Raw genomic sequence first — 24,865 nt, forward strand, 5'->3', positions numbered from 1 at the left:
TTCCGCGAGGAAGGCCGGCTTTGTCGCGTTCGGCATGACGCATGCTCGGCCTGCGCTATGCTTTAACGCTTTATGGATTGTCAGCGAGGTAGCGGCGTGAGCAAGGCAGCGAAAGCAGTGATAGGCGTAGTGGGCACCGGGTTGATGGGCGTCGGCATCGCGACGCAAAGCGCATTGCACGGACACCGGACGGTCGTCCATGACGTCGACGCGGCTCGTCTCGCGAGCGTCGTGCCGAAAGCCGAAGCGGTGCTGGACGAACTGATCGACGCGGGCCGCATCGGGCCGGAGGCGAAGCAGGCGGCGCTCGCGCATATCGAGACGCATGCCGCGCTGGACGTAATGCGTTCCGCCGATTTCGTGATCGAAGCGATTCCAGAAGTGCTGGAACTGAAGCACCGCCTATACGAAAAGCTGTCGACGCTTCTCGCCGACGACGCCATTCTCGCCAGCAACACAAGCGGCTTCCCGCCGGATCAATTGGTCACGCCGTTGCGCGCAAAAGAGCGCTTTGTCATCGCGCATTTCTGGAATCCGCCGCACATGATTCCGCTCGTCGAAGTGGTGCCGGGAAGCGCGACTGCGCCGGACGTCACCGCAAAGACCGCGGAATTGATGAGCGCGATCGGCATGGAGCCGGTGGTTCTGGCGAAGGCGATTCCCGGATTCGTCGGCAACCGTCTGCAGTTCGCGGTATTGCGCGAGGCGCTGAACATCGTGCGCTCGGGCGCGGCAACGCCGGATGTGGTCGACCGCGTCATGAAGGCGTCGCTTGGGCGCCGCTGGGGAATCGTCGGTCCGCTCGAAGCGGCAGACATGGGCGGGCTGGACACCTTCCTCGATATATCCACGCATCTGATGCCCGAGCTCGCGAAAGACGAAGACGTGCTCGATCTGCTGCGTCAGCAGGTGGACGCGGGGCGCGTCGGCGTGCGCAGCGGCGCCGGGTTTTATGACTGGGACGAAGCGCATCTCGCGCAGGTGAAGGAAGGGCGCAAGCGGGTGATTGGGCGGGGGTAGGGTTACGGCGATGCCGCTGACTTAAGGCATATAAATCGCAAATACAGGCTTAAGCCTGTATTCGCAAATTACAAGCTAAAACCTGTTAAACGTGCGCCGCACCGCCCGCCCGACTCTGCGCTATAACTACCCATCATCCTTCCAACACGCGCCACACCCATGTCCCACTACTTCTACGACCCTGCCGCCGGCCACAACCTTCCGCACGATCCGTTCAAGGCGATCGTCGCGCCGCGTCTGATCGGATGGATTTCTTCTCGCGACACCGACGGCACGCTGAATCTCGCGCCGTACAGCTTTTTCGGCGCGTTCGCGACTTTTCCGCCGATCATCGGTTTTTGCAGCGAGGGGCGCAAAGACAGCGTTTCCAACATCGAGGCCACCGGCGAATTCGTCTGGAATCTCGCGACGAAACCGCTCGCCGAGCAGATGAACCGTTCGTCCGCGCCGGTTGCGCCGCATGTCGATGAATTCGAGCTCGCGGGGCTCACGCCTGCGCCGGGGCGTAACGTGCAGGTGCCGCACGTCGCGGAATCGCCGGCCGCGCTCGAATGCAAGCTGCTCCAGGTCGTGCGGCTGCATACGCTCGACGGCAAGCCGATGGACAACTACCTGTCGCTCGGGCAGGTGGTCGGCGTGCACATCAACGAGGCTTATCTGAAGGATGGATTGTTCGATACGCACGCCGCGCAACCCATCATGCGCGCCGGTTATCGCGCGGATTACGCGGAGATTGGCAATATGTTCGAGATGTTCAGGCCGACCGCGTAACAGCCGGCCTCTGCAGAGGTGGCGCGCCCGCAGCCCGAGCAACGTACAGCCCGAGCAACGTACAGCCCGAGCAATGCACAGCGGGAGCACGCTTGGACCGCGCCTTCGAGCGCGGCTGAGTCGCGCCTCGAACCCACTCAATCCCGCCCACTCTCAAGCTTAAACACGCTAACCACTTGCGCCAAACGCGCCGCATGGTCGCGCAATTCCGCAGCCGCCTCTTCCGCTTCCCCGACAATGGTCGCGTTCTGCTGCGTCGCTTCGCCGATCTGCGTGACGGCGAGATTGACCTGCTCGATGCCGCCCGACTGCTCGCGCGACGCCACGCTGATCTCGCCCATGATCGCGCGCACCTGGCCGACCTGCTGAACGATGCCTTGCATCGTCGAGCTGGCCTGCTCGGCAATCTGGAAACCGCTTTGCACGGTCGCGGTCGATTCGGCGATCAGACCTTCGATCTCCTTCACCGAAGCCGCGCTGCGCTGCGCGAGCGCGCGCACTTCCGAGGCGACGACCGCGAAGCCCTTGCCGTGCTCGCCAGCGCGCGCCGCCTCGACGGCCGCGTTAAGCGCAAGAATGTTGGTCTGGAAAGCGATGCCTTCGATCACGCTCGTGATCTCGGCGATCTTCTGCGACGAGCGGCTGATGTCGCCCATCGTCGACACCACGCGTTCGACCGCGCGTCCGCCTTCGAGCGCCGCGTCCGCCGCGCGCGTGACCAGCGTGTTCGCTTGCGACGCGTGATCGGCGTTCTGCTGCACCGTCGACGTGATCTGCTCCATGCTCGCCGCGGTTTCTTCCAGGCTGCTGGCCTGCGTCGCGATGCGCGAGGCGATGTTGCCGCTGCCCGTGGCGATCTTCTCGGTGCCTTCCGACATATCCGTCGACGCACTGCGCACCTGCGAAACGATGCGCGCGAGACCTTCGCCGATGCCGTCGATCGAGCGCATCAGGCGGCCGATTTCGTCGGCGCGTCCGCTTGCGCCCTGGGCGACGCGCACGCTCAGATCGCCCGATGCAAAGCGCTCGGATGCCTTGACGGCTTCGTCGAGCGGCCGGCTGACGAGGCGGCGCACCGCGAACAGGAACACGACCGCGAACACGCCGACCAGCACGAAGCCGGCGACCAGGAAGTGATTGCGCGTCGCGTTGACTTCGGCCATCACTTCGTCGCGCGGCGCGACGCCGCCCACGAGCCATTGCCATTCCGGCACGGTGATGAACGAAACGAACTTGTCGCGCGCGCCTTGCTCGCCGAGCGTGGCGTCGGCGGAACGGTATTCCAGCCGGCCTTCCTTCATGTCGAGCATTTGCTGATACGGCGCGTTCGCGTTGTCCGCGTTCTGGCCGGCGGCGGCCGGATGCACGACCAGCTTGCCGCGGTCCGCGCCCTTCGACGCGTTGACCACGAAGTAATAGCCGCTGTCGCCGATCTTCAGCTTGCGGATGCCGTCCTGGACCTGCTGGATTTCCGGATCGACGTTCACGCCGACAAACAGCGCGCCGATCACGCGACCGCTCGCGTCCGTCACCGGCCGGTATTGCGTGATCCAGCGCTTGCCGAACAGCGCGGCGAGCCCGGTATAGGTCTTGTTGGCGACGACGAGCGCATACGCCGGTCCGTTGCGGTCGAGCAGCGTGCCGATTGCGCGCGAGCCGTCCTGTTTTTTCAGCGAGGTCGTCACGCGCACGAAGTCGTCGCCCGTGCGCGCGAAGATCGTGGCGACCGCGCCGCTGCGTTCGAGAAACTGGTCGGGGATACTGAAGTCCATGTTCAGTACCTTGTCGCCCGCTTTGAACGTGGGCGTGGCAACGCCGTTCACGTCGATCTTCTGCGTTTCGTCGAGCGTGTAGGTGCTGGGCAGGAAGCTCGCGAACAGCGACGTCGAGCGGTCCACTTCGGCGGACAGCGCCTTGTCGAACAAGCTGATCATCGCGGCGATCGAGCGATCTTTTTCGGCGATGCGTTCAAGCACCTGGTCGCTGACCTGCTTGCCGGCGCTGCGCGTGAGCGCCCACGTGAACGAGGCGAAAATCAACGCGACCAGCACGCACGAAAGTACGGCGAGCCGCGCGCCGACGCTGGCGCCGCGCAAAGAGAATGATTTCATGGACGTGTGCGGAGTAAGAAGGACAAACGATGCACGGCGGGCGCGCAGGCACCCGCCGGCATCGTGTCTGGTTTACGGCCGCCGATAACGCTTCCTTTAGCGAACTGGAAGCATTTCGTAATACTGCGGCGCTTCAAAGCGCCTGTTTGCACGTCTCAACGCACCGTCTGACAGCGCCTGAACACCCCGTCAGCCTGTCAGCGCTTCGTCGTCCAGGTGCGCAGCAACAGCGCGTTCGTGACCACGCTCACGCTCGAGAACGCCATGGCCGCGCCGGCCAGCATCGGATTCAGCAAGCCGAAGGCGGCGAGCGGAATGCCGATCAGGTTGTACACGAATGCCCAGAACAGGTTTTGCTGGATCTTGCGCCACGTCTTGCGCGAAATGTCGATTGCATCGGCCACGAGCGCCGGGTCGCCGCGCATGAGCGTGATGCCGGCCGCGTGCATCGCGACGTCGGTGCCGGTCGCCATCGCGATGCCGATGTCGGCGGCGGCGAGCGCGGGCGCATCGTTGATGCCGTCGCCGGCCATCGCGACGATGCCCGCGCTGCGGATCTTCAGATCGCGGATCACGCGCGCCTTGTCGTCCGGCAGCACATGCGCGTGAAATTCCTCGATGCCGAGCGCTTGCGCGACGCTCGCCGCGCTGCCGCGATTGTCGCCGGTCACGAGCACGCTTTTCACGCCCATTGCCGCGAGCCGCGCGACGGCCGCGCGCGCGGTCGGTTTGACGGTGTCGCCGAATGCCATCAACGCGAGCGCGACCGGCGTCGACGGATCGAGCTGCATGAGCCAGGACACGGTATTGCCGGCCGCTTCTAGTTCGCGGGCGCGCGCGGCGACTGGCGGCGGAAGTTCAACGCCCAGTTCTTCCAGCCAACGGGTGCTGCCGAGCGCCAGCTTGCGGCCGCCGACTTCGGCTTCGACACCGCGGCCGGCCACGGCGCGCGCGTCGCTCGCAGTCAGCGCGTGCGCGCTGGATTTCGCCGCCTCATACGCGCTGACGACGGCCCGCGCGAGCGGATGATCGCTTTGGCGCTGCACGGCTGCCGCGAGCGCGAGCGCTTCATCGCGAGCGATCTCGCCGACCGGTTCGAACGCCGTCACCGAAGGCTGCCCGATGGTCAGCGTGCCGGTTTTGTCGAACGCGACGAGATTCACGCGATGCGCGGTTTCGAGCGCCTCGGCGTCCTTGATCAGCACGCCGTGCCGCGCCGCGACGCCGGTTCCGGCCATGATCGCGGCCGGCGTCGCCAGGCCGAGCGCGCACGGGCAGGCGATCACCAGCACCGCGACCGCGTTCAGGATCGCCGTTTCGCCGCCGGCGCCCGCCAGCAGCCAGCCGATCAGCGTGAGCGCCGCAATCGCCAGAATCGCCGGCACGAAGATTTCGCTGACGCGGTCGACGAGCCGCTGGATCGGCGCCTTCTCGGCCTGCGCGCTTTCCACGAGCCGAATGATCCGCGCGAGCGTCGTTTCCGCGCCGGTCGCGGTGGTGGTCACGGCAATCGCGCCTTCGCCGTTGATCGAGCCGGCGGTCACCGCGTCGCCAGTCTGTTTGGCGACGGGCAGGCTTTCGCCGGTAATCAGCGATTCGTCGATGTGCGTGCGGCCTTCGAGCACCGCCCCGTCGACCGGAACCCGTTCGCCCGGCCGCACGATCACGACGCTGCCCACCGTCACTTGCGCGAGCGGCACTTCGCGCTCGCCCGCGCCGACGCGAATGCGCGCGCGCTCGGGCCGCAGCGCCTGGAGCGCGCGGATCGCGTCGGTGGTTTGGCGCTTCGCGCGCGCTTCGAGCCATTTGCCAAAGCGCACGAGCGTGATGACGACCGCCGACGCTTCGAAGTACAGATGCATCGCGTCGTCTGGATGACGCGCGAGTTGATAAACGCTGATGCCATACGCCGCCGACGTGCCGAGCGCTACCAGTAGATCCATGTTGCCCGCGCCGGCGCGCACCGCGCGGTAGGCCGCGCGATAGAAGCGCGCGCCGAACACGAACTGCGCGACCGACGCGAGGCCGAACTGCAGCCAGACCGGCAGCATCGCCTCTGTGCCGAACCATGCGGCGATCATCGGGACGATGAGCGGCAGCGTCAGCAGAGCGCAGACGAGCACGGCCGCGAGTTCGCGGCGTGCCTCGCTGCGTTTGCGCTCGGCGGCGGACGGTGCGGCGGCGCCGGAAGCGCCGGAAGCGCTGGACGGGCCGGCATCGACTGATTCCGGCGCGGTGTCCGGCGGCGCGACCAGCGCGGCTTCGTAGCCGGCTTTCTTGACGGCGGCGATGAGCGCGTCGGCAGTGACCGCCGCGCCGGTCGCCGCATCGCTCATCAGATTGACGCTCGCGGTCTCGGTCGCCAGATTGACGGACGCCCCGGCGACGCCCGGCACCTTCGCCAGCGCTTTTTCGACGCGCATCGCGCACGACGCGCAGGTCATTCCGCCGATTTCCAGCTCGGCGGTGTGGATCGGATCGGCGTCGGCAGGACGGGCAGCAGCGGCAAGTTCGGTCATGGTGATGAAGGCTCGTGGCGGCATCGGCCGCATGATGAAGCCTAGTATTGACCTTCCCATGATGGGAAGGTCAAGCGCAGTCTCGCCACGCGCCGGGCTTTGCGGCAGTCAGCGATTCACGCCTTTGCGCTTGCCTGGTGAGCGCGGATACGATACAACGCGATGTTGTCGGCGATGCAACGCGGACTGGCTGCGCTGGTTTTGGGAGACCGCGCGAGCACTGTTGCCCTCACGCCGGCGTCTCCCTTTGGACAGCACGTTCCGCCCTCTGAACGAATGATAAAAAATCGCCGAGCAGTGTTTACGAATTACTGGACCTGCGCATCGCTCGCAGGCCTCGCATTTTTGGCTGGTTGCGCGTCGACGCCGTCCACGACGCAAAAATCCACCGGCTGGATCAAGGACGAAGTCGCCGATTCCTATGTATTCGGCTATCCACTGGTGCTGATGGGGGTGGCGCGCGACGCGGCCGTCGGCACCGAGCCCGGCCAGGCGCCGCTCAATACACTGCGCCATGCGCAGGCGCTGCCGCCCATCGGCGCGGCGAATCCGATGCAGCCGAGCCTCGACACGCTGGACTCCACCGGCTGGCTCGACGTCGGCAGCGAACCGGTGATCCTCGCGCTGCCCGACTCGCGCGGCCGCTATGTGGACGCCCGCGTGCTCGATATGTGGACCAACGTGGTGTGGTCGACGGCCGACCAGTTCGCGACGCGCGCGAACGGCATCAAGGCGCAGGCCATCGCGTTCGTCGGACCCGGTTGGCAGGGCGATCTGCCGAAAAACGTCAAGCGCGTCGACGTGCCGACCCGCAACGCATGGGTGAGCGTGCGTGTCCAGTCGAACGGCACGCGCGATCTGACGGCGGTTCGCAAACTTCAGCGCGCGATTCGCGTGGCGCCGCTTTCGGTGTACGCGGGCAACGCACGCTCGGCGTCGATTGCGCCACCGCGCAGTAATGCCGATGCGCCCACCGGCGCCATTGGCGCCGCGGGTGCATCCGGCACGCCCGCCGCACAGGTCGCCGCGCTCGACGCAAACGGCTTCTTCAACCGGCTCGCGCAGGCGCTGCCCGACAACCCGCCGACGCCAGCCGATCCGCACGCGCTCAAGTTTCTCTCCGACCTTGGCGTGACGCCGGGCCAGCCGGTGAAGCTGCCAGGTGCATCGGACGCCATTGCAGCGGGTCTTGCCGACGGCCACGAGCGCGTGGTCACGCCGCCGTCCAACCTGCTGACGGGCAACGGCTGGAGCTGGTTCGGCGACGGCGTGGGCAGCTACGGCCCCGACTACGCGCTGCGCGCTTACGCCGCTTTTGCGCAGCCGGGCATCGGCACGAAAGACGATGAAGTGCGCGCGGTCGTCACTCAGGACAGCGACGGTCACGCGCTCAACGGCGCGAATCGCTATGTGATTCACTTCGCGCCGAATCAGTTGCCGCCGGTGCGCGGCTTCTGGTCGATCACCGCTTATACGAAGGACGGCGCGCTCGGCGAAAGCGCGCCGGCGCGTATCGCAGTCGGCGATCGCAACGGCGCGCGCCGCAATCGCGATGGATCGCTCGATGTGACGGTGTCGTCCACGCGCGGCAAGAGCGGCAACTGGCTGCCGGCGCCGCGCGCCGATCTGCAACTCGTGCTGCGCCTTTATGCGCCGAAGCCTCAAGCCACCGACGGCACCTGGCAGCCGCCCGCCGTCGTGCGTCAGTAACTTGCGCTTCGCATAGTCGGCAAGATTCGAAGGCCGGCAGCGCGCGTCCGTCACGACTTCGCGGTCAATGACGGACGCGCGGTTGTAGAGCGCGGGCGATTGTGTAAGCACGGCTTACATTTCTATCCGACGAAAGATTCACGACTTATACTGCCGCTTGCGGGATTTTCGTGTCGCGGCCGGCTTGCCGCCGCATTACCCAAAACCGAGCATGGCAAGCATCAATAAAGCATCACTCGCCTCTTCCATGCAGACCATGCGCGATGTCGCGCAGTCGCGCCGCACACGTCGCGTCATCACCGGTCTGCTGATCTTCATCGTAGTGTTCGGACTGCTGGGCTTTTTCGCGGCGCCGCCGCTGATCCGCCATATCGCCGAACAACAGCTCAGCAAGCAACTCGACCGGCCCGCTACGATTGGCCGCATTGCGCTCAATCCCTACACGCTGAAACTCGAAGCGGACCGCGTGCATATCGGCGAGCGCGGCGGCGCGGGCGATTTCGTGGACATCGAAAGGCTTATCGTTCAGCCGTCGTGGAGTTCGCTGTTTCGCGCGGCGCCGATTGTCGATGAAATACAGCTCGATTCGCCGCGTTTTCATATTGTTCGCTACGACGCGCAGCGCTTTAATTTCACCGATCTGATCGAGAAGTTCTCGAAGCAGCCAAGCACGCCCGACAGCAAGCCGACGCTCTTCTCCGTGTCGAACATTCGTCTCGAGAACGGCCAGATTACGTTCGACGACAAACTGCTCGGCGCGACGCATGTGATCGATCAATGGAAGCTCGGCATTCCGTTTATCGCCACGTTGCCGTCGAAAACCGATATCTTCGTCGAGCCGTTGCTGCGCGCGCGCATCGACGGCAGTCCGCTCGCCATCGACGGCAAGACGAAACCGTTCGCCGCGTCGCGCGAGTCGGAAGTGTCGCTGCGCTTCGAAGGGATCGACGTGCCGCGCCTCATTTCGTATGTGCCGACCAAATTGCCGGTGATCGTGCACGCGGGCAAGCTCTCGACGGATCTGAAGCTCAACTTCGTGATGTCGAACGACGCGCCGACACTGCGCGTGGCCGGCACCGTCGATCTGAACGATGTCGACGTGCGGGACGCAAGCAAGGCGCCGTTTTTCGCCGCGCGCGCGGTGCATGTCGCGGTGCGCACACTCGAGCCGCTGAAGAGCGTCTATCACTTCGACGACATTCGTATCGACGCGCCGATCGCGAATCTCGCGCGCGACCGGAACGGAGCGCTGAGCGTCGAGAAGATGTTCGCCCCCGCGCCGGCGCCCGCGCCTGCGAAGAATGCGGCGCAAGCCGCCAGTTCGCCGGCGCCTGGCTCCGCAGCGGCGGCACCGTCGGCTGCATCTGCGGCAAGCGGCGCGCAGAACAACGCTCAGCACGAAGCGCAAAAAAGCGCGGACAAACCCGCACCGCCCCTCGACCTCTCGATCAAACGCTTCGTACTGAACGACGGCACCGTCAACGCACGCGACGAAGCTACGTCGCGTCCCGTCGACGTCGGTATGGAAAAGCTCGCGGTCACGCTGACCGATTTTTCGACGCTCGCCACCGCGCCCGCGCACTACACGCTCAACACGAACCTCAAACGCAGCGGCGGTTCACTGGGCGTCGCAGGCGCATTGAGCCTGGCCGCCAAAACCGCGAGCGCCAAACTCGATATCAAGTCGCTGAATCTGCCGCTGCTGCAACCTTATCTCGATGCGGCAACCGTGGCGCAAGTCACCGACGGCACGCTTTCGACGACCGCGAATATCGGCGCGAACTGGTCGAAGTCGCCGGCCGCGGTGATGGTCGCGGACTCGCAGTTCGATCTGCAATCGCTGAAATTGGCGACGCGCGGCGCGAAGGCGCCTGTGATCTCGCTCGCGCAGGGCAGCGTCAAGGTCAAGCAGGTGGACCTGAACGCGCGCACCGCCGATGTGACGAGCGTCGACACGACCGGCCTCGCCGTCGACGTGCAACGGCTGAAAGACGGCAGCATCAACCTTGCGTCGCTCGCCGGTCCGCATGAGGCGGAGCCGAAACGCACGGCCATTCATGCTGTGAAGAAGGCGCAGGCGGAAGGTCCGGCATGGCACTACAAGATCGGCGAGCTGAACGTGAAGGACGGCACCGCCAATTTCACCGACAACACCACGCCGCAGCCGGTCAAACTCGGCATAGCGCCGCTGCAACTGAAAGTGCAGCAGATCAGCGACGACCTGAGCCGTCCGCTGCCCGTGGAACTGCAAGCCACGCTGAACAAGAAGGGCACGCTCGGCCTGAAGGGCGACGTCACCGCGACACCGCTCAAGGTTGCGGTCAAGGTGAACGCGAACCGGCTCGACGCGGCGGCGTTCGAACCGTACTTCGGCAGCCAGTTGAATGCGACCATTGCGAGCGCGCTGCTCAACGGCAGCGGCGATCTTGCGTTGACTCAGGCGAAGTCGTTGAAGGCGACTTATCGCGGCGACGTGGCGCTTGTGGACGTGCGCATGCTCGACAAGGCCACCTCCGATCCGTTCGCCGGGTGGCGCTCGCTCGCGCTGACCGGGCTGAAGGCGGATTACGACGAGCGCGGGACGTCCGTGGACGCGGAGCGCGTCACCTTCACGAAGTTCTATGGACGCGTGCTGCTCGATGCGCAAGGCAAGCTCAACCTTAACGACGTGGTCGCGCATCAGAGCGGCGCGGCGCAGTCGCTTACGCGCGACAAGAACGCCAAGGACGGCGCGGAGCCCGTGCCGTTGACGCCGCCGACGGCCTCGGCCGTGGTTGCCGCGTCGGCACCGATCGTGGCGTCCGCGTCCGCGCCGGCGTCGTCCACTGCGACGGCTACGACCGCCACGCCTGCCACCGTCACTGCCGCAACACCGCCGCAAAGTCCGGTCAAGCTGCATTTCGGCCAACTGGTCTTACAGCAAGGCCGCGTGACCTACACCGACAACTTCATCAAGCCGAACTTCACGGCGAACCTGGTTGGCATTCAGGGCACCGTCGGCGCATTCGGCACGCAGTCGACCACGTCCGCGCCCGTCGACATCGCGGCGAAGCTGGCCGCCAATGGCCCGCTGTCGATTCGCGGCACCGTCAATCCGCTGATCGCGAAACCGGCGCTCGATCTGACCGCGAGCGCGCACGACATCGAGCTGACCAATCTCACGCCGTATTCCGCGAAATACGCGGGCTATCCGATCACCAAGGGCAAGCTGAACGTCGATCTTCACTACAAGCTCGAGAACGACCAGTTGAACGCGGACAACCATTTGTTCATTGACCAATTGACGTTCGGCGATCACATCGAAAACGACACGGCGACCAAACTGCCGGTGCGGCTCGCCATCTCGCTCCTGAAAAATTCGCGCGGCGAGATCGACGTCAATCTGCCGGTGTCCGGCTCGTTGTCGAACCCCGAGTTCAGCATTGGCGGCCTGATCTGGCATGCGGTGCTGAATCTGCTGCAAAAGGCGGTGACCGCGCCGTTCTCGCTGATCGCGAACGCGTTCGGCGGCAGCGGCGAGGAACTCGGCTACGTGGAATTCGAACCGGGTTCCGCGCAGCTCACCGACGCCGACACGAAGAAGCTCGAGACGATCGTGAAGGCGCTCGGCGCGAAGCCGTCGATCAAGATGGATCTGATCGGCCGCGTCGACCCGAAGATCGACGAGCCCGCGTTGCGCATGCGCTACGTGGACCGCCTCGTCAAGCAGCAGAAAATCAAGGACGTGGTGGGCAACGGCGAGAGCGTGGACCTGTCGAGCGTCACCGTCGATCCGAAGGAATACGACAAGTATCTGACGAAGGCCTACAAGTCCGCGGACTTCAAGAAGCCGCGCAATTTCGTCGGCCTGACGAAGTCCTTGCCCGACGACGACATGAAGAGCGCGCTCGCAGCGAACGCGCCCATCGACGAGGCCAGCCTGCGGCAGCTTGCGCAGCAGCGGGCGCAAAGCGTGCAGCAGTATCTGGATGGCAAGATCGACAGCAGCCGCGTGTTTGTCGTCGCGCCGAAGCTCGACGCGGACGGTATCAAGGACAAAGGCGCGACTACGCGTGTTGATTTCGGACTGAAGTGAGTAAGGTCGTAGGCGCGTCGCTCAGGCGGCGCGCGTCGGCGTCTTCAACGCGGTCTGCTCGATGACGCGCGCGAGCGTGTCGAACGCGGGCCCGATCTTCTCGTTCGGCACGCACGCGTAGCCGAGCAACAGCCCGCGCCGCGCGGGCGGATCGCTGCTGTAATAGGTCGCGAGCGGCCGCACGATCACGCCGGCGTCGAATGCGGCCGCCGTCACCGCGCGGTCGTCCGCGTGATCCGGCAGACCCAGCACCAGATGCAAGCCCGCTTCGTCGCCCATCACCGGCAATTCGCTGCCGAAACGCGCGGTGATCGCATCGATCAGAATTTGCCTGCGCTCTCCGTACAGCGCGCGCATGCGCCGAACGTGCGACGTGAGGTGGCCGTCCATGATGAAGTCGGTCATGACGGCTTGCTGCATCAACTGTCCTTCGCGATAAAGCTCCGCGACGCCCATGCGAAACGTATCGACGAGATGCTCCGGCGCGATCATGTAGCCCATGCGCAGACCCGGAAACAGCATCTTGCCGAGGCTGCCCACGTAAATGACCTGACCGGCTTCGTCGAGACCTTGCAGCGACGCAAGAGGCCGGCTGCCGTAGCGAAACTCGCTGTCGTAATCGTCCTCGATGATCCACACGTTGTGCTGACGCGCGTATTCGAGCAACGTGCGGCGGCGCGCGAGGCTCATCACCATGCCGAGAGGGTATTGATGCGACGGCGTCACGAGCGCGAGGCGCGGCGGCTCCCGCAAATCCTCTTCACGCGGATTGAGACCTTCATCGTCCACGGGCACCGGCACCAGCGTGATTCCCGACGACTGCAACACGCTGCGCGCGCCCCAATAGCACGGCTCCTCCACCCAGGCCCGATCGCCGACGTCGGTTAAGAGACGCACGGCGAGATCGATGGATTGGTGAATACCCGTAGTGATGATGATCTGATCCGGCGTGCAATTCACCGAGCGCGCGACGCGCAGATAGTCCGACAACGCGCGGCGCAGCGGACGATAGCCGCCGCCGGGCGCATACGTCAGCAGATCCGGATTCGCTTCTTTCCACAAACGCGCTTGCAGGCGGCTCCACGTTCGGGCCGGAAATTCCGCGACGTCCGGCACGCCCGGCATGAAGGCGCCCCATTGTTTCGCCGAGACGCCGGCCTGGCCGATCAGACGCCGCCCGCGATTGGACAGATCGTTCAGATCGCGCTTCGGCGGTTTGGTTTGCGTGCCGACTGCCGCACCGGCCGTAGCGCCAACCGCCGCCACCGCCGGCTTTCGGCGCGCGTTGACGGCGGCGCTGTCCGGCTGCGTGTCGGCGACATAAGTGCCGCTGCCCGTGGTCGAGATCACGTAGCCTTCGGCGGTCAACTGGTCGTACACATGCAGCACCGTATTGCGCGCGATGCCCAGGTCTTCGGCGAGCGTGCGCGAACTCGGCAGCTTGGTGCCAGGCGGCAACTGACCGGTGAGAATGGCCTGCTGCATCAGCCGCAACGTCTGCCGGTAGAGCGGTTCCGAGGCCGCGCGATCAAGCCTGGCGGCGAGCCAATCCGACAAGATGATCGTATCCAAGTGGTTCTATCCGGAATAATGAAATGGTTCCATATTGTAGAACCGTAACGGTCTATAGTGGGCCACGCAATTGATGCAAGCCCGCTGTTACGCAAGAGCAGCCGGCTCGACCGCAGAGGAGACTACGGCGATGAAAACGGATGAAGTGATCGTCAGCTTTCGAGGCGTGCGCAAGACGTACGACGGCGAAACGCTGGTCGTCAAGCAACTGGATCTGGACATCTATCAGGGCGAATTCCTGACGCTGCTCGGGCCGTCGGGTTCCGGCAAAACCACCTGTCTGATGATGCTCGCCGGTTTCGAATTTCCCACCGGCGGCGAGATCTGGCTCGACGGCACATTGCTCAATACCGTGCCGCCGCACAAGCGCAACATCGGCATGGTGTTTCAGAACTACGCGCTGTTCCCGCATCTCACGGTCGAGCAGAACGTCGCGTATCCGCTGACCGTGCGCAAGGTTTCCGCCGAAGAGCGCGCGCATCGCACGAATAACGCATTGAAGATGGTGCGCATGGAGAGCTTCGCCAAGCGCTATCCCGCGCAGCTTTCGGGCGGACAGCAGCAGCGCATTGCGCTTGCACGCGCGCTGGTGTTCGAGCCGAAACTCGTGCTGATGGACGAGCCGCTCGGCGCGCTCGACAAGCAATTGCGCGAACACATGCAGTACGAACTGAAGTCGCTGCACGAGAAGCTCGGCGTGACCTTTGTCTACGTCACGCACGATCAGGGCGAGGCGTTGACCATGTCCGATCGCGTCGCCGTCTTCGATAAAGGCATCGTGCAGCAACTCGATACGGTGGACCGTCTGTACGAATCGCCGTGCAACGAATTCGTCGCGAACTTCATCGGCGACAGCAACAAGCTGCGCGGCACGATCGCGAACGTGAACGGCGAATATTGCGAGCTTCATCTGGCTGACGGCACACGAGTGACGGGCCGCAATATCGGCGGCGCGCGGGCGGGCACGCCGGCCATCGCGTGCATCCGGCCGGAACGCATGAAGCTCTCGGCGGGCGGCAATGGACATGCCAACGGCGCTGCGCGGCCGGGCGCCAACGCGCTTGCCGGCGAAGCGCGCGGACTCATCTATTTCGGCGATCACGTGCGGATGCGCTGCGGTTTGCCGCAGCAGGACGAGTGCTTCGTCAAGGTGCCGCTCGGCACCGACGCGCTCAACGCGTTCGCACCCGGCGCGCCCGTCGCGCTCGAGTTCGCGCCCGAGCATCTGCGGGTATTCGCGGGGGCGTAAGCGCGGCAAACGCGAGCATGATTGCATCAGCGGGGCAGTCAGCAGCACATAAGAACGTCGCATGGACTCATGCTTGAAACCACCACCAAAGGAGAGCAACACACCATGAGCAAGATCGGGAAATCGCGCTGCGCCATCGCTGTCGGTGCTGTGGCGCTCGCGCTGGGCGCGGCGCAGGTGAATGCGGCCGAACTGACGGTCGTCAACTTCGGCGGCGCCAACGGGGACGCGCAAAAGGCAGCGTTCAACCAGCCGTTCGAATCGCAGACCAGCAGCAAGGTGACCGCCGTCGAATACAACGGCGAGCAGGCCAAGGTCAAGGCGATGGTCGAAGCCAAGCATGTCAACTGGGACGTGGTGGAAGTGGAGTCGGGCGACATCGGCCGCGGTTGCGACGAAGGTCTGTATGAAAAGCTCGACTGGTCGAAGATCGGCAAGAAGTCGGATCTGATTCCTGAAGCGCCGCAAACTTGTGGCGTGGGCTTTTTCGTGTGGTCGACGGCGCTCGCGTATAACGCCGACAAGCTGAAGAGCGCGCCGTCCGGCTGGGCCGATTTCTGGGACGTGAAAAAGATTCCGGGCAAGCGTGCGATGCGCAAGGGCGCGCGCTACAACCTCGAATTCGCGCTGATGGCCGACGGCGTCGCACCGAAAGACGTCTACAAGGTGCTGGCGACGAAGGAAGGCCAGGACCGCGCGTTCAAGAAGCTCGACGAGCTGAAGCCGAACATCCAGTGGTGGGAAGCGGGCGCGCAGCCGCCGCAATTCCTCGTGGCGGGCGACGTGGTGATGTCGACGGCGTATAACGGCCGCATCGACGCCGCGCAGAAGGAAGGCAAGAACCTCAAGGTCGTGTGGAACGGCAGCATTTACGACCTCGACTACTGGGCGATTCCGAAGGGCTCGCCGAACAAGGCGCTGGCCGAGAAGTACATCGCGTACACGCTTTCGTCGAAGCCGCAGCAGGACTACGCGCACCACATCGCTTATGGTCCGGTGAACGTGGCGGCGATCAAGGGGCTCGACGCGAAGACGCTCTCGAATCTGCCGAACTCGCCGGCTAACGGCAAGAACGCGGTGCTGCAGAACCTGTCGTTCTGGACCGATCACGGCGACGAGCTGGAGCAGCGTTTCTCGTCGTGGGCTTCGAAGTAAGCCGTGAAGTGATGCGATGACGCGCGCGCGTTGGAGCGATCCGCTGCGCGCGCGGGTGGATGGACTGGAGCCGGACTAACGCTGCTCCGGTCCGCAGCTTTGCAGGGAGACCAGGTGTGACTACGATGACGATCGCCGCCGATTCCACGCCGGAATCAACCGGCCGGCTCAAGCGCGAACTGAAGGCCGCGGAAGCGAAAAAGCGTGCGATGGCGCTGCTGCTCATCGCGCCGCTCGCCATTTTTCTGCTGCTGATCTTCGTCGTGCCGATCGGCGCGTTGCTGACCCGCGCCGCGCAGAATCCCGAAGTCGTGAACGCGTTGCCGCATACGCTCAGCGCACTGCATGCATGGGACCGCAAGACGCCGCCGCCCGATGCCGCATACGCCGCACTGGCGACCGATCTGACCGCCATTGCCGACAGCGACGGCATGGGCGCGCTCGCGCGCCGGCTCAATGTGGAGATTCCCGGTTATCGCTCGCTGGTCGCCAAGTCGGCGCGCGCGATGCCTTTCGTCGACGACAACAGCAAGCCGTTGCAACTGACGCCCGCGCAATTTCACGCGAAGTTCGCCGAGCTCGACGAACGCTGGAACAACATCGCGTACTGGCAAGCCATCGCGAAGAACGGCAGTCCGTATTCGCCGTTCTACGTGCTCGCTTCGCTCGATCACAAGCAGGACGCGTTCGGTCACATCATTCCGACCGATCCCGACCAGCAGATCTATCTCGCCGTGTTCACCCGCACCTTCGTGATCGGCGCTGCCGTTACGTTGTTCGCGCTGCTGCTTGGCTATCCGCTCGCTTACTGGATTTCGACGCTGTCGGAGCGTCGCGCGAATCTCGTGATGATCCTCGTGCTGATTCCTTTCTGGACGTCGATCCTCGTGCGCGTGGCGGCATGGATCGTCATCTTGCAGAGCGAAGGTCTCGTGAACAAGGCGCTGGTGGGCAGCGGCCTGCTGCACGATCCGCTCGCGCTGCTGTTCAACCGCACCGGCGTCTATATTTCGATGACGCACATTCTGCTGCCGTTCATGATCCTGCCGCTCTACAGCGTGATGAAGTCGATTCCGCCGACGTATCAGCGCGCGGCCATTTCGCTCGGCAGCCATCCGTTCGCCGCATTCTGGCGCGTGTATGTGCCGCAGACCTATCCCGGCATCGGCGCGGGCGCGTTGCTGGTCTTCATTCTGGCGATCGGCTACTACATCACGCCGGCGCTGCTCGGCGGCCCGAACGACCAGATGGTCAGCTACTACGTGGCCTACTTCACCAACGTGACGATCAACTGGGGCATGGCGTGTGCGCTCGGCGCGCTGCTGCTTGCCGCGACGCTGGTGCTGTACGTGATCTACGGACGCTTCACGCGTTCATCGCTGAGCCTTGGCTGAACGGAGCCTACCGACATGAAACTTGCCAAGCCCCTGTTCGCGCCGCACACGTCCTGGGTGGAGCGCGCGTGGTATTTCGCGTTGCGTGCGCTTGCCGTGCTCACGCTGCTGTATCTGATTTTGCCCGTGCTCGCGATCGTGCCGCTGTCGTTCTCATCGAGTACGTTCCTCGTCTATCCGATTCCTGGTTGGTCTCTGCGCTGGTATCAGAATCTCATTGCGTCTGATGAGTGGCGTATGGCGGCTAAGAATAGCTTTATTGTCGCGCCGTCCGCGACGGTGGTCGCGACTGTGCTTGGCACGCTGGCGGCAATCGGCCTCACGAAAGCCAACTTCCGCGGCAAGGGCTTGCTGATGGCAATCCTGATTTCGCCGATGATCGTGCCGGTGGTTGTTGTCGGCGTCGGCATGTATCTGTTTTTTGCGCCGCTCGGACTCGCCAATACGTATGTCGGGCTGATTCTCGCGCATGCGTCGCTCGGCGTGCCGTTTGTCGTGACGACGGTGGCCGCGACCTTGCAGGGCTTCAACTACAACCTCGTGCGCGCGAGCTTGTCGCTTGGCGCAAATCCGGTGAAGACGTTTTTTCGCATCACATTGCCCGTGATTGCACCAGGCGTGATTTCCGGCGCCTTGTTTGCGTTCGCGACGTCGTTCGATGAAGTCGTCGTCACACTCTTCCTGGCAGGCGCGGACCAGACGACGCTGCCGCGCCAGATGTTCACCGGCATCCGCGAAAATATCAGCCCGACGATTGCAGCGCTCGCCACCATTCTGATTATTTTTTCGACGTGCTTATTGCTGGCGCTGGAATGGCTTCGTGGCCGCAATGCGGCGCGAGCGGTTCGGGCGTAAATGCGGCGCGAGCAAATATCCGGTAACTTCGTTGATGCAACATGAGAATCGACAACTCTTGACACCGTTCTAAGATTCATCCCATTCCGCGGGCTTCTGCGTCTCGTCATACTTTTATCCCTTGATAAAAAGATGCGCGAGGCGCAGATAACCAATGAAAACCCCGCTAACCGTGCTTGTGTGTGCGCTCACACTGACAGCTTGCGCGGATCACGCCGCGCGCGCACGGCTCGGCATTCAAGACCCCACCCTGCTTCAATCCGGCATTGGCGCCTCGCAAGACGAGGCGGCAGGCGCCGCCAACCCGCAATGGATCAACGCATACGCGCCCGCTGCCAGCGGCGGCACGGCGCTCGCGTCATTGCAAGCGCGGCTGAACCGCTTGCCGCCTGAACAGAACGGCTATTTCCGCGCGAAGGCGCAATGCTGGATCAGCGCGGGCCAGGAGGCGCGGCAAGCGGGCGACCATTGGGGTTTCGTCGAGGAGGCCATCGGTCAGGCGGCGGTCATCACCCTGGGCCTTGAAAATGGCACGTCGTTATCGGCTGCCAATCCGGCGCTGCGCACCGTCTCCGTGGTGCGTCCCGATTTGTGGAAGATCGTCAATACCATCAAGTCGGACCCGGTCACGGCCTCCTGTCGCGAAGCGCAGCAGCCGCTCGCATGCGCTGAAGTCGAGCTCATGCAAGCCGGCCATGATGCATGGGTACGCAACTTCGCTCATGCCGAAAAGCGTCTGCCGGACATTCAGGATAACTTGCGTAAATCGGCCGAGAGTGCGCTGCAATGCAAGCAGGCCGCGCCCGCGAGCGCTGCGGCGCAGAGTCCGGCAATGCCGCGAACGGTCACGCTGCGCGCCGACTCGCTGTTCCGTTTCGACGGCGGCAACGATGCCGCGATGCTGAGCGCCGGCAGACGCGAGCTCGACAAAGTGGCGCGAAGCATGAAGACAACGGCCACGCTTCGCGAACTCAGAATCACCGGCTACACCGACCGTCTCGGCGACAACGCCCATAACCAGAGCCTGTCGCTGCAACGCGCGCAAACGGTAGCAGCCTATCTGCGCGCTCGCGGCGTCACCGTGCCAATCGCTATTCGCGGGCTTGGCAGTGCGAAACCCGTGGCGCAATGCCGACAAACCAGGCGCGATGAACTGGTGCGATGTCTCGCACCGAACCGGCGGGTGGAGATCGAGTTCGTCGTCGCGCCTTCCTGATCTGCTCAGGTTGCGCACACGAACGTCGTACCCCGCGGACGCCAACGGCTTATGGCTGCCGGGAGGTCACGAGAGGGCCGTCAGGAGTCCATGATCGCCCCAACCGGAAATGGAAGTTTTTCAGGAGAAATGCAACACATGTCGACTATTCTGATTATCGATGACCACCCAGCGTTCCGGATGATTGTCCGGTTGCAGCTCATGCAACTGCTTAGCGTCGAACAAGTGGTCGAGGCGGACAACGGCCAGACCGCTGTCGAGATGGCTCGCCAATACAAGCCCGACCTCGCGATACTCGACCTGGACATTCCGCGCATCAGCGGACTCGATGTGATTCCGCGTCTGAAGCTCGTGCATCCGTCGATTCGCCTGATGGTGCTGTCGGGCCACGACGCGGCGACCTTCGCGCCGCGCGCAATGCGTTCGGGCGTTCACGGCTTCGTCGGCAAGTCGCAGGACATGAAGGAAATCTTGCGCGGCGTCGAAGCGGTGCTCGCGGGCTATACGGTTTTTCCGGTCGGACCCAACGGCGCGAGCATTGCGCCGGGCATGGCGCCGAGCGGCGAGGAAGGCCGGATCATGCTGCTGTCCGACAAGGAACTCGTCATTTTGCAGATGCTCTCGCGGGGCATGTCGAACAAGGCGATCGGCGACGCGCTCTTCATGAGCGACAAGACCGTGAGCACTTACAAGAGCCGCATCCAGGAGAAGCTCGGGGTGTCGTCGCTCGCAGCGTTGATCGAGTTTGCTTCGTTGCACAAGCTGATCAGCTAGTTCCACGCGCTATGAACAAGACCAGTCTGCATTGCGGCGAAGGCGCCGATTGTCACCAGCCGGCGCAGCGCGCTGTTGAGCTGGAAGGCGCGCGCGCAACGCAGCAGGTCACCCTCCCCGCTGTTGGGAGAAGCACGTCGCGGGCTGACGCTAACGCGCGGCCGTCCGACTCGTGCGAGCAGGCTCGTGATTCCGGCAAACGCGTGAGTCCTTCTTTCGAGCCATTCGATCGCCGCTATCTTGATGCACTGATCCACGAAGGGATCGATCTCGGCGCATTTCTCGAAGGATGGTGCGTAGCGATGCGCAACGATCTCGACCGTCTCGGCAATCTGCAAAGCGAAGGCGATTTCGACGATTTACCGCCTTTGTTGCACAGACTCAGCGGGGCGCTAGGGCTTGTCGGCGCGCATAGTTTGATGGACGCATTGCGGCGCGTACCCACCACGCGATCCGAGCCCACTTGCAAATCAATTGATGCGCTTGCCGCACGCATGCGAGCGCTGATCGAGCAACTCGAAGGCGGGCGTGACGAACACCGGAGCGCACGACCATGAACAGGCCGTTGGCCTTGATCGAGGGCGCGCTTGCGCTTCCCAGCTCGCGTCCGCTGTCCGGTTTGCCGCCGCCTTTCGGCTCGTGGCGACGGTCGGCGTCGTACACGCAGGAGCGCGTCCCGCAACCGGCAATGCCGGGCGTGCCGCAATACACGCCAAGGTCGCAACCTCGCCGACGGAATCCACCGAACAACAGGTTCCGATTCTTCTACAAGTTGCCGCAGCGGCCCAATTCGGACAGCCGTTTCGACGAGCAATTGGCAGAAGCGCGCCATTATCTCCAGGCGGACTACGTGCGTCCGCATTCGTCGCGTTCGGATCGGATGCTTGGTGCCGCGATCTTCGTGGGCTGCAGCATTGCGCTCGCGTGGCTGCTGGCGACCTGTTCCACGCATGACGTCGCCGATCAATTCGCAACAGCGGCAAAGCCGTCTGCAACGTCGACACGTACTGGCCGCGTGACAGTTCAGCCATTAGCAGATGTCCAGCCGGACGCACTCAAGCCGATGCCACGCGTGGCAGAAGCGCCTCAACGTACTGCGCAGGCGCAGGCGCAGGCGTCATCGTCAGTGACGGCTCGGTCACCGCAAGCCGCACATCGCGTCGACACAGCGAGTTCGCCGCAACAACGTGCCGACTCGCAGCGTAACGCCGGTACGCAACGCCATATCGCCGCGGACAACCGCTTGGCAAAAGCGTATCGCACTGCGACAGCGACAGCGGCGCTGGCGAATCGCGTGGAAATCGAAAGACAGCGTCGCGGATCGAACCACTCGATTGATTCGCTGGCGAGCTCTTCGATATCGAGGGGACAGGCGCAACCCAAGCGGCCCACACCGCGAACTCTCGCAAACGACTCAACCGAGAACGCGGCACTGTTCGATTGGGCCGCTCAACAGCGGCGCGCAAACGCCAACACACGTGCAACGTCGCCGGCATCTTCGCAAGCCGACTCCGACTGGAATGCTCACATGACGCAGCGCCGGATTACCGACAATCCCGCCGCTTTCCAGGCCGACCGCGCGCAACCATAAGCGCTAAAACCATCGACGAAAAAAAAGCCCGACCAAGGTCGGGCTTCAAAAGTCGGCTGCGCCCTCCACAGGACGCAGCCCCTGCAAAACAGCAAGCTGTTTGCGTCGTCGCGAGCCTTAAGCAGCCAGCAGCGAACGCAGCACGAACGGCAGAATACCGCCGTGCTTGTAGTAGTCGACTTCGATCGGCGTGTCGATACGCAGCAGCACCGGCACGCGCTTCTCCTGGCCGTCCTTGCCGCGAATCACCAGCGTCACTTCCTGTTGCGGCTTGAAGTCCGCGCCCAGGCCTTCGATGTCGTACGTTTCTTCGCCGGTAATGCCGAGCGATTGCACGCTGTCCGAGCCCTTGAATTGCAGCGGCAGAACGCCCATGCCGACCAGGTTCGAACGGTGAATCCGCTCGAAGCTGCGTGCGACCACAGCCTTCACGCCCAGCAGTTGCGTGCCCTTTGCCGCCCAGTCGCGCGACGAGCCCGTGCCGTACTCTTCGCCCGCGAACACGATGGTCGGCGTGCCGGCGTCGATGTACTTCATCGCTGCATCATAGATGGACAGTTGTTCGCCGCTCGGCTGGTGAATCGTCAGGCCGCCTTCCACGCGCGAACCGTCTGCCTTCGCCGGGATCATCAGGTTCTTGATCCGGACGTTCGCGAACGTGCCGCGCATCATCACGTCGTGGTTGCCGCGGCGCGAGCCGTAGCTGTTGAAGTCGGCCTTCTGCACGCCGTTTGCCTTCAGCCACTTGCCTGCCGGCGAGTCTTCCTTGATCGAGCCAGCCGGGCTGATGTGGTCGGTCGTGACCGAGTCACCGAAAATGCCCAGCGCGCGCGCGTTCTTCACGGCGGCGATGCTGTCGGCCGGCGTCATCGAGAAGTCGTCGCCGAAGAACGGCGGCTCTGCAATGTACGTCGACTTCGGCCAGTCGTAGACCTGACCTTCCTCGCCTTCGATCTTGCTCCACAGGTCGCCCTTCTTGGTCAGCGACGAGTAGTTCTTGCGGAACGCTTCGGCGTCGAGCGCGAACTTGAGCAGGTCGTTGACTTCGTCGCTGGTCGGCCAGATGTCGCCGAGGTAGACGTCCTTGCCGCCCTTGCCCTTGCCGACCGGTTCGGTCATCAGGTCGCGCGTGATGTTGCCGGCGATCGCGTAAGCCACGACCAGCGGCGGCGAAGCCAGGAAGTTCGCGCGGATGTTCGGGTGAATACGCGCTTCGAAATTACGGTTGCCCGACAGCACGGCAGCCGCGACGATGTCGTTCTTCGTGATCGCTTCGTTCAGTTCCGGCGTCAGGTCGCCCGCGTTGCCGATACAGGTCGTGCAACCGTAAGCGGCCAGCGTGAAGCCGAGCTTGTCGAGGTACGGCAGCAGGCCGGTCTTCGTCAGATACTCGGTGACGATACGCGATCCCGGAGCCAGCGACGTCTTGATGTGCGGAGCGACCGTCAGGCCAGCTTCGACCGCCTTCTTCGCGAGCAGGCCGGCAGCCAGCAGCACGCTCGGGTTCGACGTGTTCGTGCACGACGTGATCGCGGCGATCAGCACGTCGCCGTTCTTCACGTTGACGCCGTTGGTCGTCGTGTATTGCGCGTTCAGATCGTCGGGCTTCTTCGCAAAGCCGTTTTCGGCAACCGGCTTCGAGAACAGGTCGCTGAACGTCGACTTCACATGACCGATTTCGATGCGGTCTTGCGGACGCTTCGGGCCTGCCAGCGACGGCGCGACGGTGCCGAGATCCAGCGTGACGACCTTCGTGTAGTCGATGTCGCCGTCCTTCGGAATGCCGAACAGGTTCTGAGCCTTGAAGTAGTTCTGGAACGCCGAGATTTCTGCGTCCGTGCGGCCCGTGCCCTTGAAGTAGTCGATGGTTTTTTCGTCGACCGGGAAAAAGCCCATGGTCGCGCCGTATTCCGGCGCCATGTTGCCGATCGTCGCGCGGTCCGGCAGCGACAGCGAGCGCGTGCCTTCGCCGAAGAACTCGACGAACTTGCCGACAACCTTCTCTTTACGCAGCAGTTCGGTGATGGTCAGCACCAGGTCGGTTGCCGTCACGCCTTCGCGCAGCTTGCCCTTCAGGTGCACGCCGACCACGTCCGGCGTCAGGAAGTACACCGGCTGGCCGAGCATGCCGGCTTCAGCTTCGATACCGCCCACGCCCCAGCCGACCACGCCGATGCCGTTGATCATCGTCGTGTGGCTGTCCGTGCCGACCAGCGAATCCGGGTAGTACACGGTGTCCGTGCCGTCGGCCTTCTTGTGCACGCCGCGTGCGAGGTACTCGAGGTTCACCTGGTGAACGATGCCGACGCCCGGCGGCACGACCTTGAACGTGTCGAATGCCTGCATGCCCCACTTCATGAACTGGTAGCGCTCGTTATTGCGCTGGAATTCCAGTTTCATGTTCAGGTCGAGCGCGTTCTTTTCGCGGAAGTGGTCAATCTGCACCGAGTGATCGACGACCAGATCGACCGGCACCAGCGGCTCGATCGACTTCGGATTCTTGCCCACGCGCTTCGCGACGCCGCGCATTGCAGCGATGTCGGCGAGCAGCGGCACGCCGGTGAAGTCCTGCAGCACCACGCGCGACACGACGAACGGGATTTCGTCGACGCGTGCCGCCGTCGGCTTCCAGTTCGCCAGTTGCGTGATGTGTTCTTCGGCGATTTTCTTGCCGTCGTAGTTACGCAGCACCGATTCCAGCACGATTCGGATCGAAACCGGCAGGCGGTCGATCTTGATGTTCAGTGCCTTGCCGAGTTGCGGCAGGGAGTAGAACTTGCCTTTGCCGGAACCGCTGTCGAATTCCTTGAGCGTTTTGTGGAGGTTGTGGGCCATGGTGTTTTCCTTGGTTTG

General features: G+C 63.8%; 16 protein-coding genes. 11 read left to right on the forward strand and 5 right to left on the reverse strand.

Features of this window, described 5'->3' with window-relative positions; all coding sequences use genetic code 11:
* Window positions 1-72: 72 nt before the first annotated feature.
* On the forward strand, window positions 73-1,020 hold the full coding sequence (locus tag BGRAMDRAFT_RS04785; protein ID WP_083803796.1) for a 3-hydroxyacyl-CoA dehydrogenase family protein: 948 nt from the start codon (window positions 73-75) through the stop codon (window positions 1,018-1,020).
* Between the two features lie 159 nt (window positions 1,021-1,179).
* Window positions 1,180-1,791 (forward strand): flavin reductase family protein, encoded by a 612-nt coding sequence (locus tag BGRAMDRAFT_RS04790; RefSeq protein WP_006047536.1) that lies wholly within the window; start codon window positions 1,180-1,182, stop codon window positions 1,789-1,791.
* A 137-nt stretch (window positions 1,792-1,928) separates the two neighbouring features.
* On the opposite strand, the gene BGRAMDRAFT_RS04795 is transcribed toward BGRAMDRAFT_RS04790, so the two are convergent.
* Together BGRAMDRAFT_RS04795 and BGRAMDRAFT_RS04800 are read right to left on the reverse strand one after the other, a co-directional pair.
* Window positions 1,929-3,902, reverse strand: a complete 1,974-nt coding sequence (locus BGRAMDRAFT_RS04795; RefSeq protein WP_006047537.1) for a methyl-accepting chemotaxis protein — start codon at window positions 3,900-3,902, stop codon at window positions 1,929-1,931.
* A 197-nt stretch (window positions 3,903-4,099) separates the two neighbouring features.
* On the reverse strand, window positions 4,100-6,421 hold the full coding sequence (locus BGRAMDRAFT_RS04800; RefSeq protein WP_232292228.1) for a heavy metal translocating P-type ATPase: 2,322 nt from the start codon (window positions 6,419-6,421) through the stop codon (window positions 4,100-4,102).
* A 276-nt stretch (window positions 6,422-6,697) separates the two neighbouring features.
* Here BGRAMDRAFT_RS04800 and BGRAMDRAFT_RS04805 point away from each other — a divergent pair, with 276 nt between their 5' ends.
* Window positions 6,698-8,131 (forward strand): DUF1254 domain-containing protein, encoded by a 1,434-nt coding sequence (locus BGRAMDRAFT_RS04805; protein ID WP_006047539.1) that lies wholly within the window; start codon window positions 6,698-6,700, stop codon window positions 8,129-8,131.
* A gap of 211 nt (window positions 8,132-8,342) precedes the next feature.
* Window positions 8,343-12,206 carry a DUF748 domain-containing protein gene (locus BGRAMDRAFT_RS04810; protein WP_044020315.1) on the forward strand — a complete coding sequence of 1,288 codons (3,864 nt, stop codon included), beginning with the start codon at window positions 8,343-8,345 and terminating at the stop codon, window positions 12,204-12,206.
* A gap of 21 nt (window positions 12,207-12,227) precedes the next feature.
* On the opposite strand, the gene pdxR is transcribed toward BGRAMDRAFT_RS04810, so the two are convergent.
* Window positions 12,228-13,778, reverse strand: a complete 1,551-nt coding sequence (pdxR, locus tag BGRAMDRAFT_RS04815) for a MocR-like pyridoxine biosynthesis transcription factor PdxR (protein ID WP_006047541.1) — start codon at window positions 13,776-13,778, stop codon at window positions 12,228-12,230.
* A gap of 130 nt (window positions 13,779-13,908) precedes the next feature.
* On the opposite strand from pdxR, the gene BGRAMDRAFT_RS04820 reads away from it, so the two are divergent.
* From BGRAMDRAFT_RS04820 to BGRAMDRAFT_RS04845, 6 genes are all read left to right on the forward strand, one after another.
* A complete protein-coding gene (locus tag BGRAMDRAFT_RS04820) occupies window positions 13,909-15,027 on the forward strand; it encodes an ABC transporter ATP-binding protein (protein WP_006047542.1) in 1,119 nt (372 codons plus the stop codon).
* Between the two features lie 105 nt (window positions 15,028-15,132).
* Window positions 15,133-16,182 (forward strand): ABC transporter substrate-binding protein, encoded by a 1,050-nt coding sequence (locus BGRAMDRAFT_RS04825; RefSeq protein ID WP_006047543.1) that lies wholly within the window; start codon window positions 15,133-15,135, stop codon window positions 16,180-16,182.
* A 116-nt stretch (window positions 16,183-16,298) separates the two neighbouring features.
* Window positions 16,299-17,576, forward strand: a complete 1,278-nt coding sequence (locus BGRAMDRAFT_RS04830) for an ABC transporter permease (protein ID WP_044020317.1) — start codon at window positions 16,299-16,301, stop codon at window positions 17,574-17,576.
* Between the two features lie 15 nt (window positions 17,577-17,591).
* Window positions 17,592-18,431, forward strand: coding sequence for an ABC transporter permease (locus tag BGRAMDRAFT_RS04835; RefSeq protein ID WP_006047545.1), 840 nt, complete (start codon window positions 17,592-17,594; stop codon window positions 18,429-18,431).
* A gap of 154 nt (window positions 18,432-18,585) precedes the next feature.
* Window positions 18,586-19,647 carry an OmpA family protein gene (locus BGRAMDRAFT_RS04840; RefSeq protein ID WP_006047546.1) on the forward strand — a complete coding sequence of 354 codons (1,062 nt, stop codon included), beginning with the start codon at window positions 18,586-18,588 and terminating at the stop codon, window positions 19,645-19,647.
* Window positions 19,648-19,785: 138 nt separating this feature from the next.
* Entirely contained in the window at window positions 19,786-20,421 is a 636-nt protein-coding gene (locus BGRAMDRAFT_RS04845) for a response regulator transcription factor (RefSeq protein ID WP_006047547.1), read from the forward strand.
* Here BGRAMDRAFT_RS04845 and BGRAMDRAFT_RS35260 read toward each other — a convergent pair.
* The gene (locus BGRAMDRAFT_RS35260; RefSeq protein ID WP_232292229.1) at window positions 20,418-20,759 is read right to left on the reverse strand and encodes a hypothetical protein; all 342 of its coding nucleotides are present in this window, start codon (window positions 20,757-20,759) and stop codon (window positions 20,418-20,420) included. The two genes, BGRAMDRAFT_RS04845 and BGRAMDRAFT_RS35260, sit on opposite strands and share 4 nt — an antisense overlap.
* Between BGRAMDRAFT_RS35260 and BGRAMDRAFT_RS36070 the strand changes: the two genes are divergently transcribed.
* Window positions 20,724-20,978: an Hpt domain-containing protein gene (locus tag BGRAMDRAFT_RS36070; RefSeq protein WP_409372904.1), complete on the forward strand. Its 255-nt coding sequence runs from the start codon at window positions 20,724-20,726 to the stop codon at window positions 20,976-20,978. The two genes, BGRAMDRAFT_RS35260 and BGRAMDRAFT_RS36070, sit on opposite strands and share 36 nt — an antisense overlap.
* A 1,151-nt stretch (window positions 20,979-22,129) precedes the next feature.
* Here the strand turns inward: BGRAMDRAFT_RS36070 and acnA are convergent.
* Window positions 22,130-24,847, reverse strand: a complete 2,718-nt coding sequence (acnA, locus tag BGRAMDRAFT_RS04860) for an aconitate hydratase AcnA (protein ID WP_006047550.1) — start codon at window positions 24,845-24,847, stop codon at window positions 22,130-22,132.
* Window positions 24,848-24,865: the final 18 nt, after the last annotated feature.

It is taken from the genome of Paraburkholderia graminis C4D1M, from assembly GCF_000172415.1.
Classification (GTDB): Bacteria; Pseudomonadota; Gammaproteobacteria; order Burkholderiales; family Burkholderiaceae; genus Paraburkholderia; species Paraburkholderia graminis.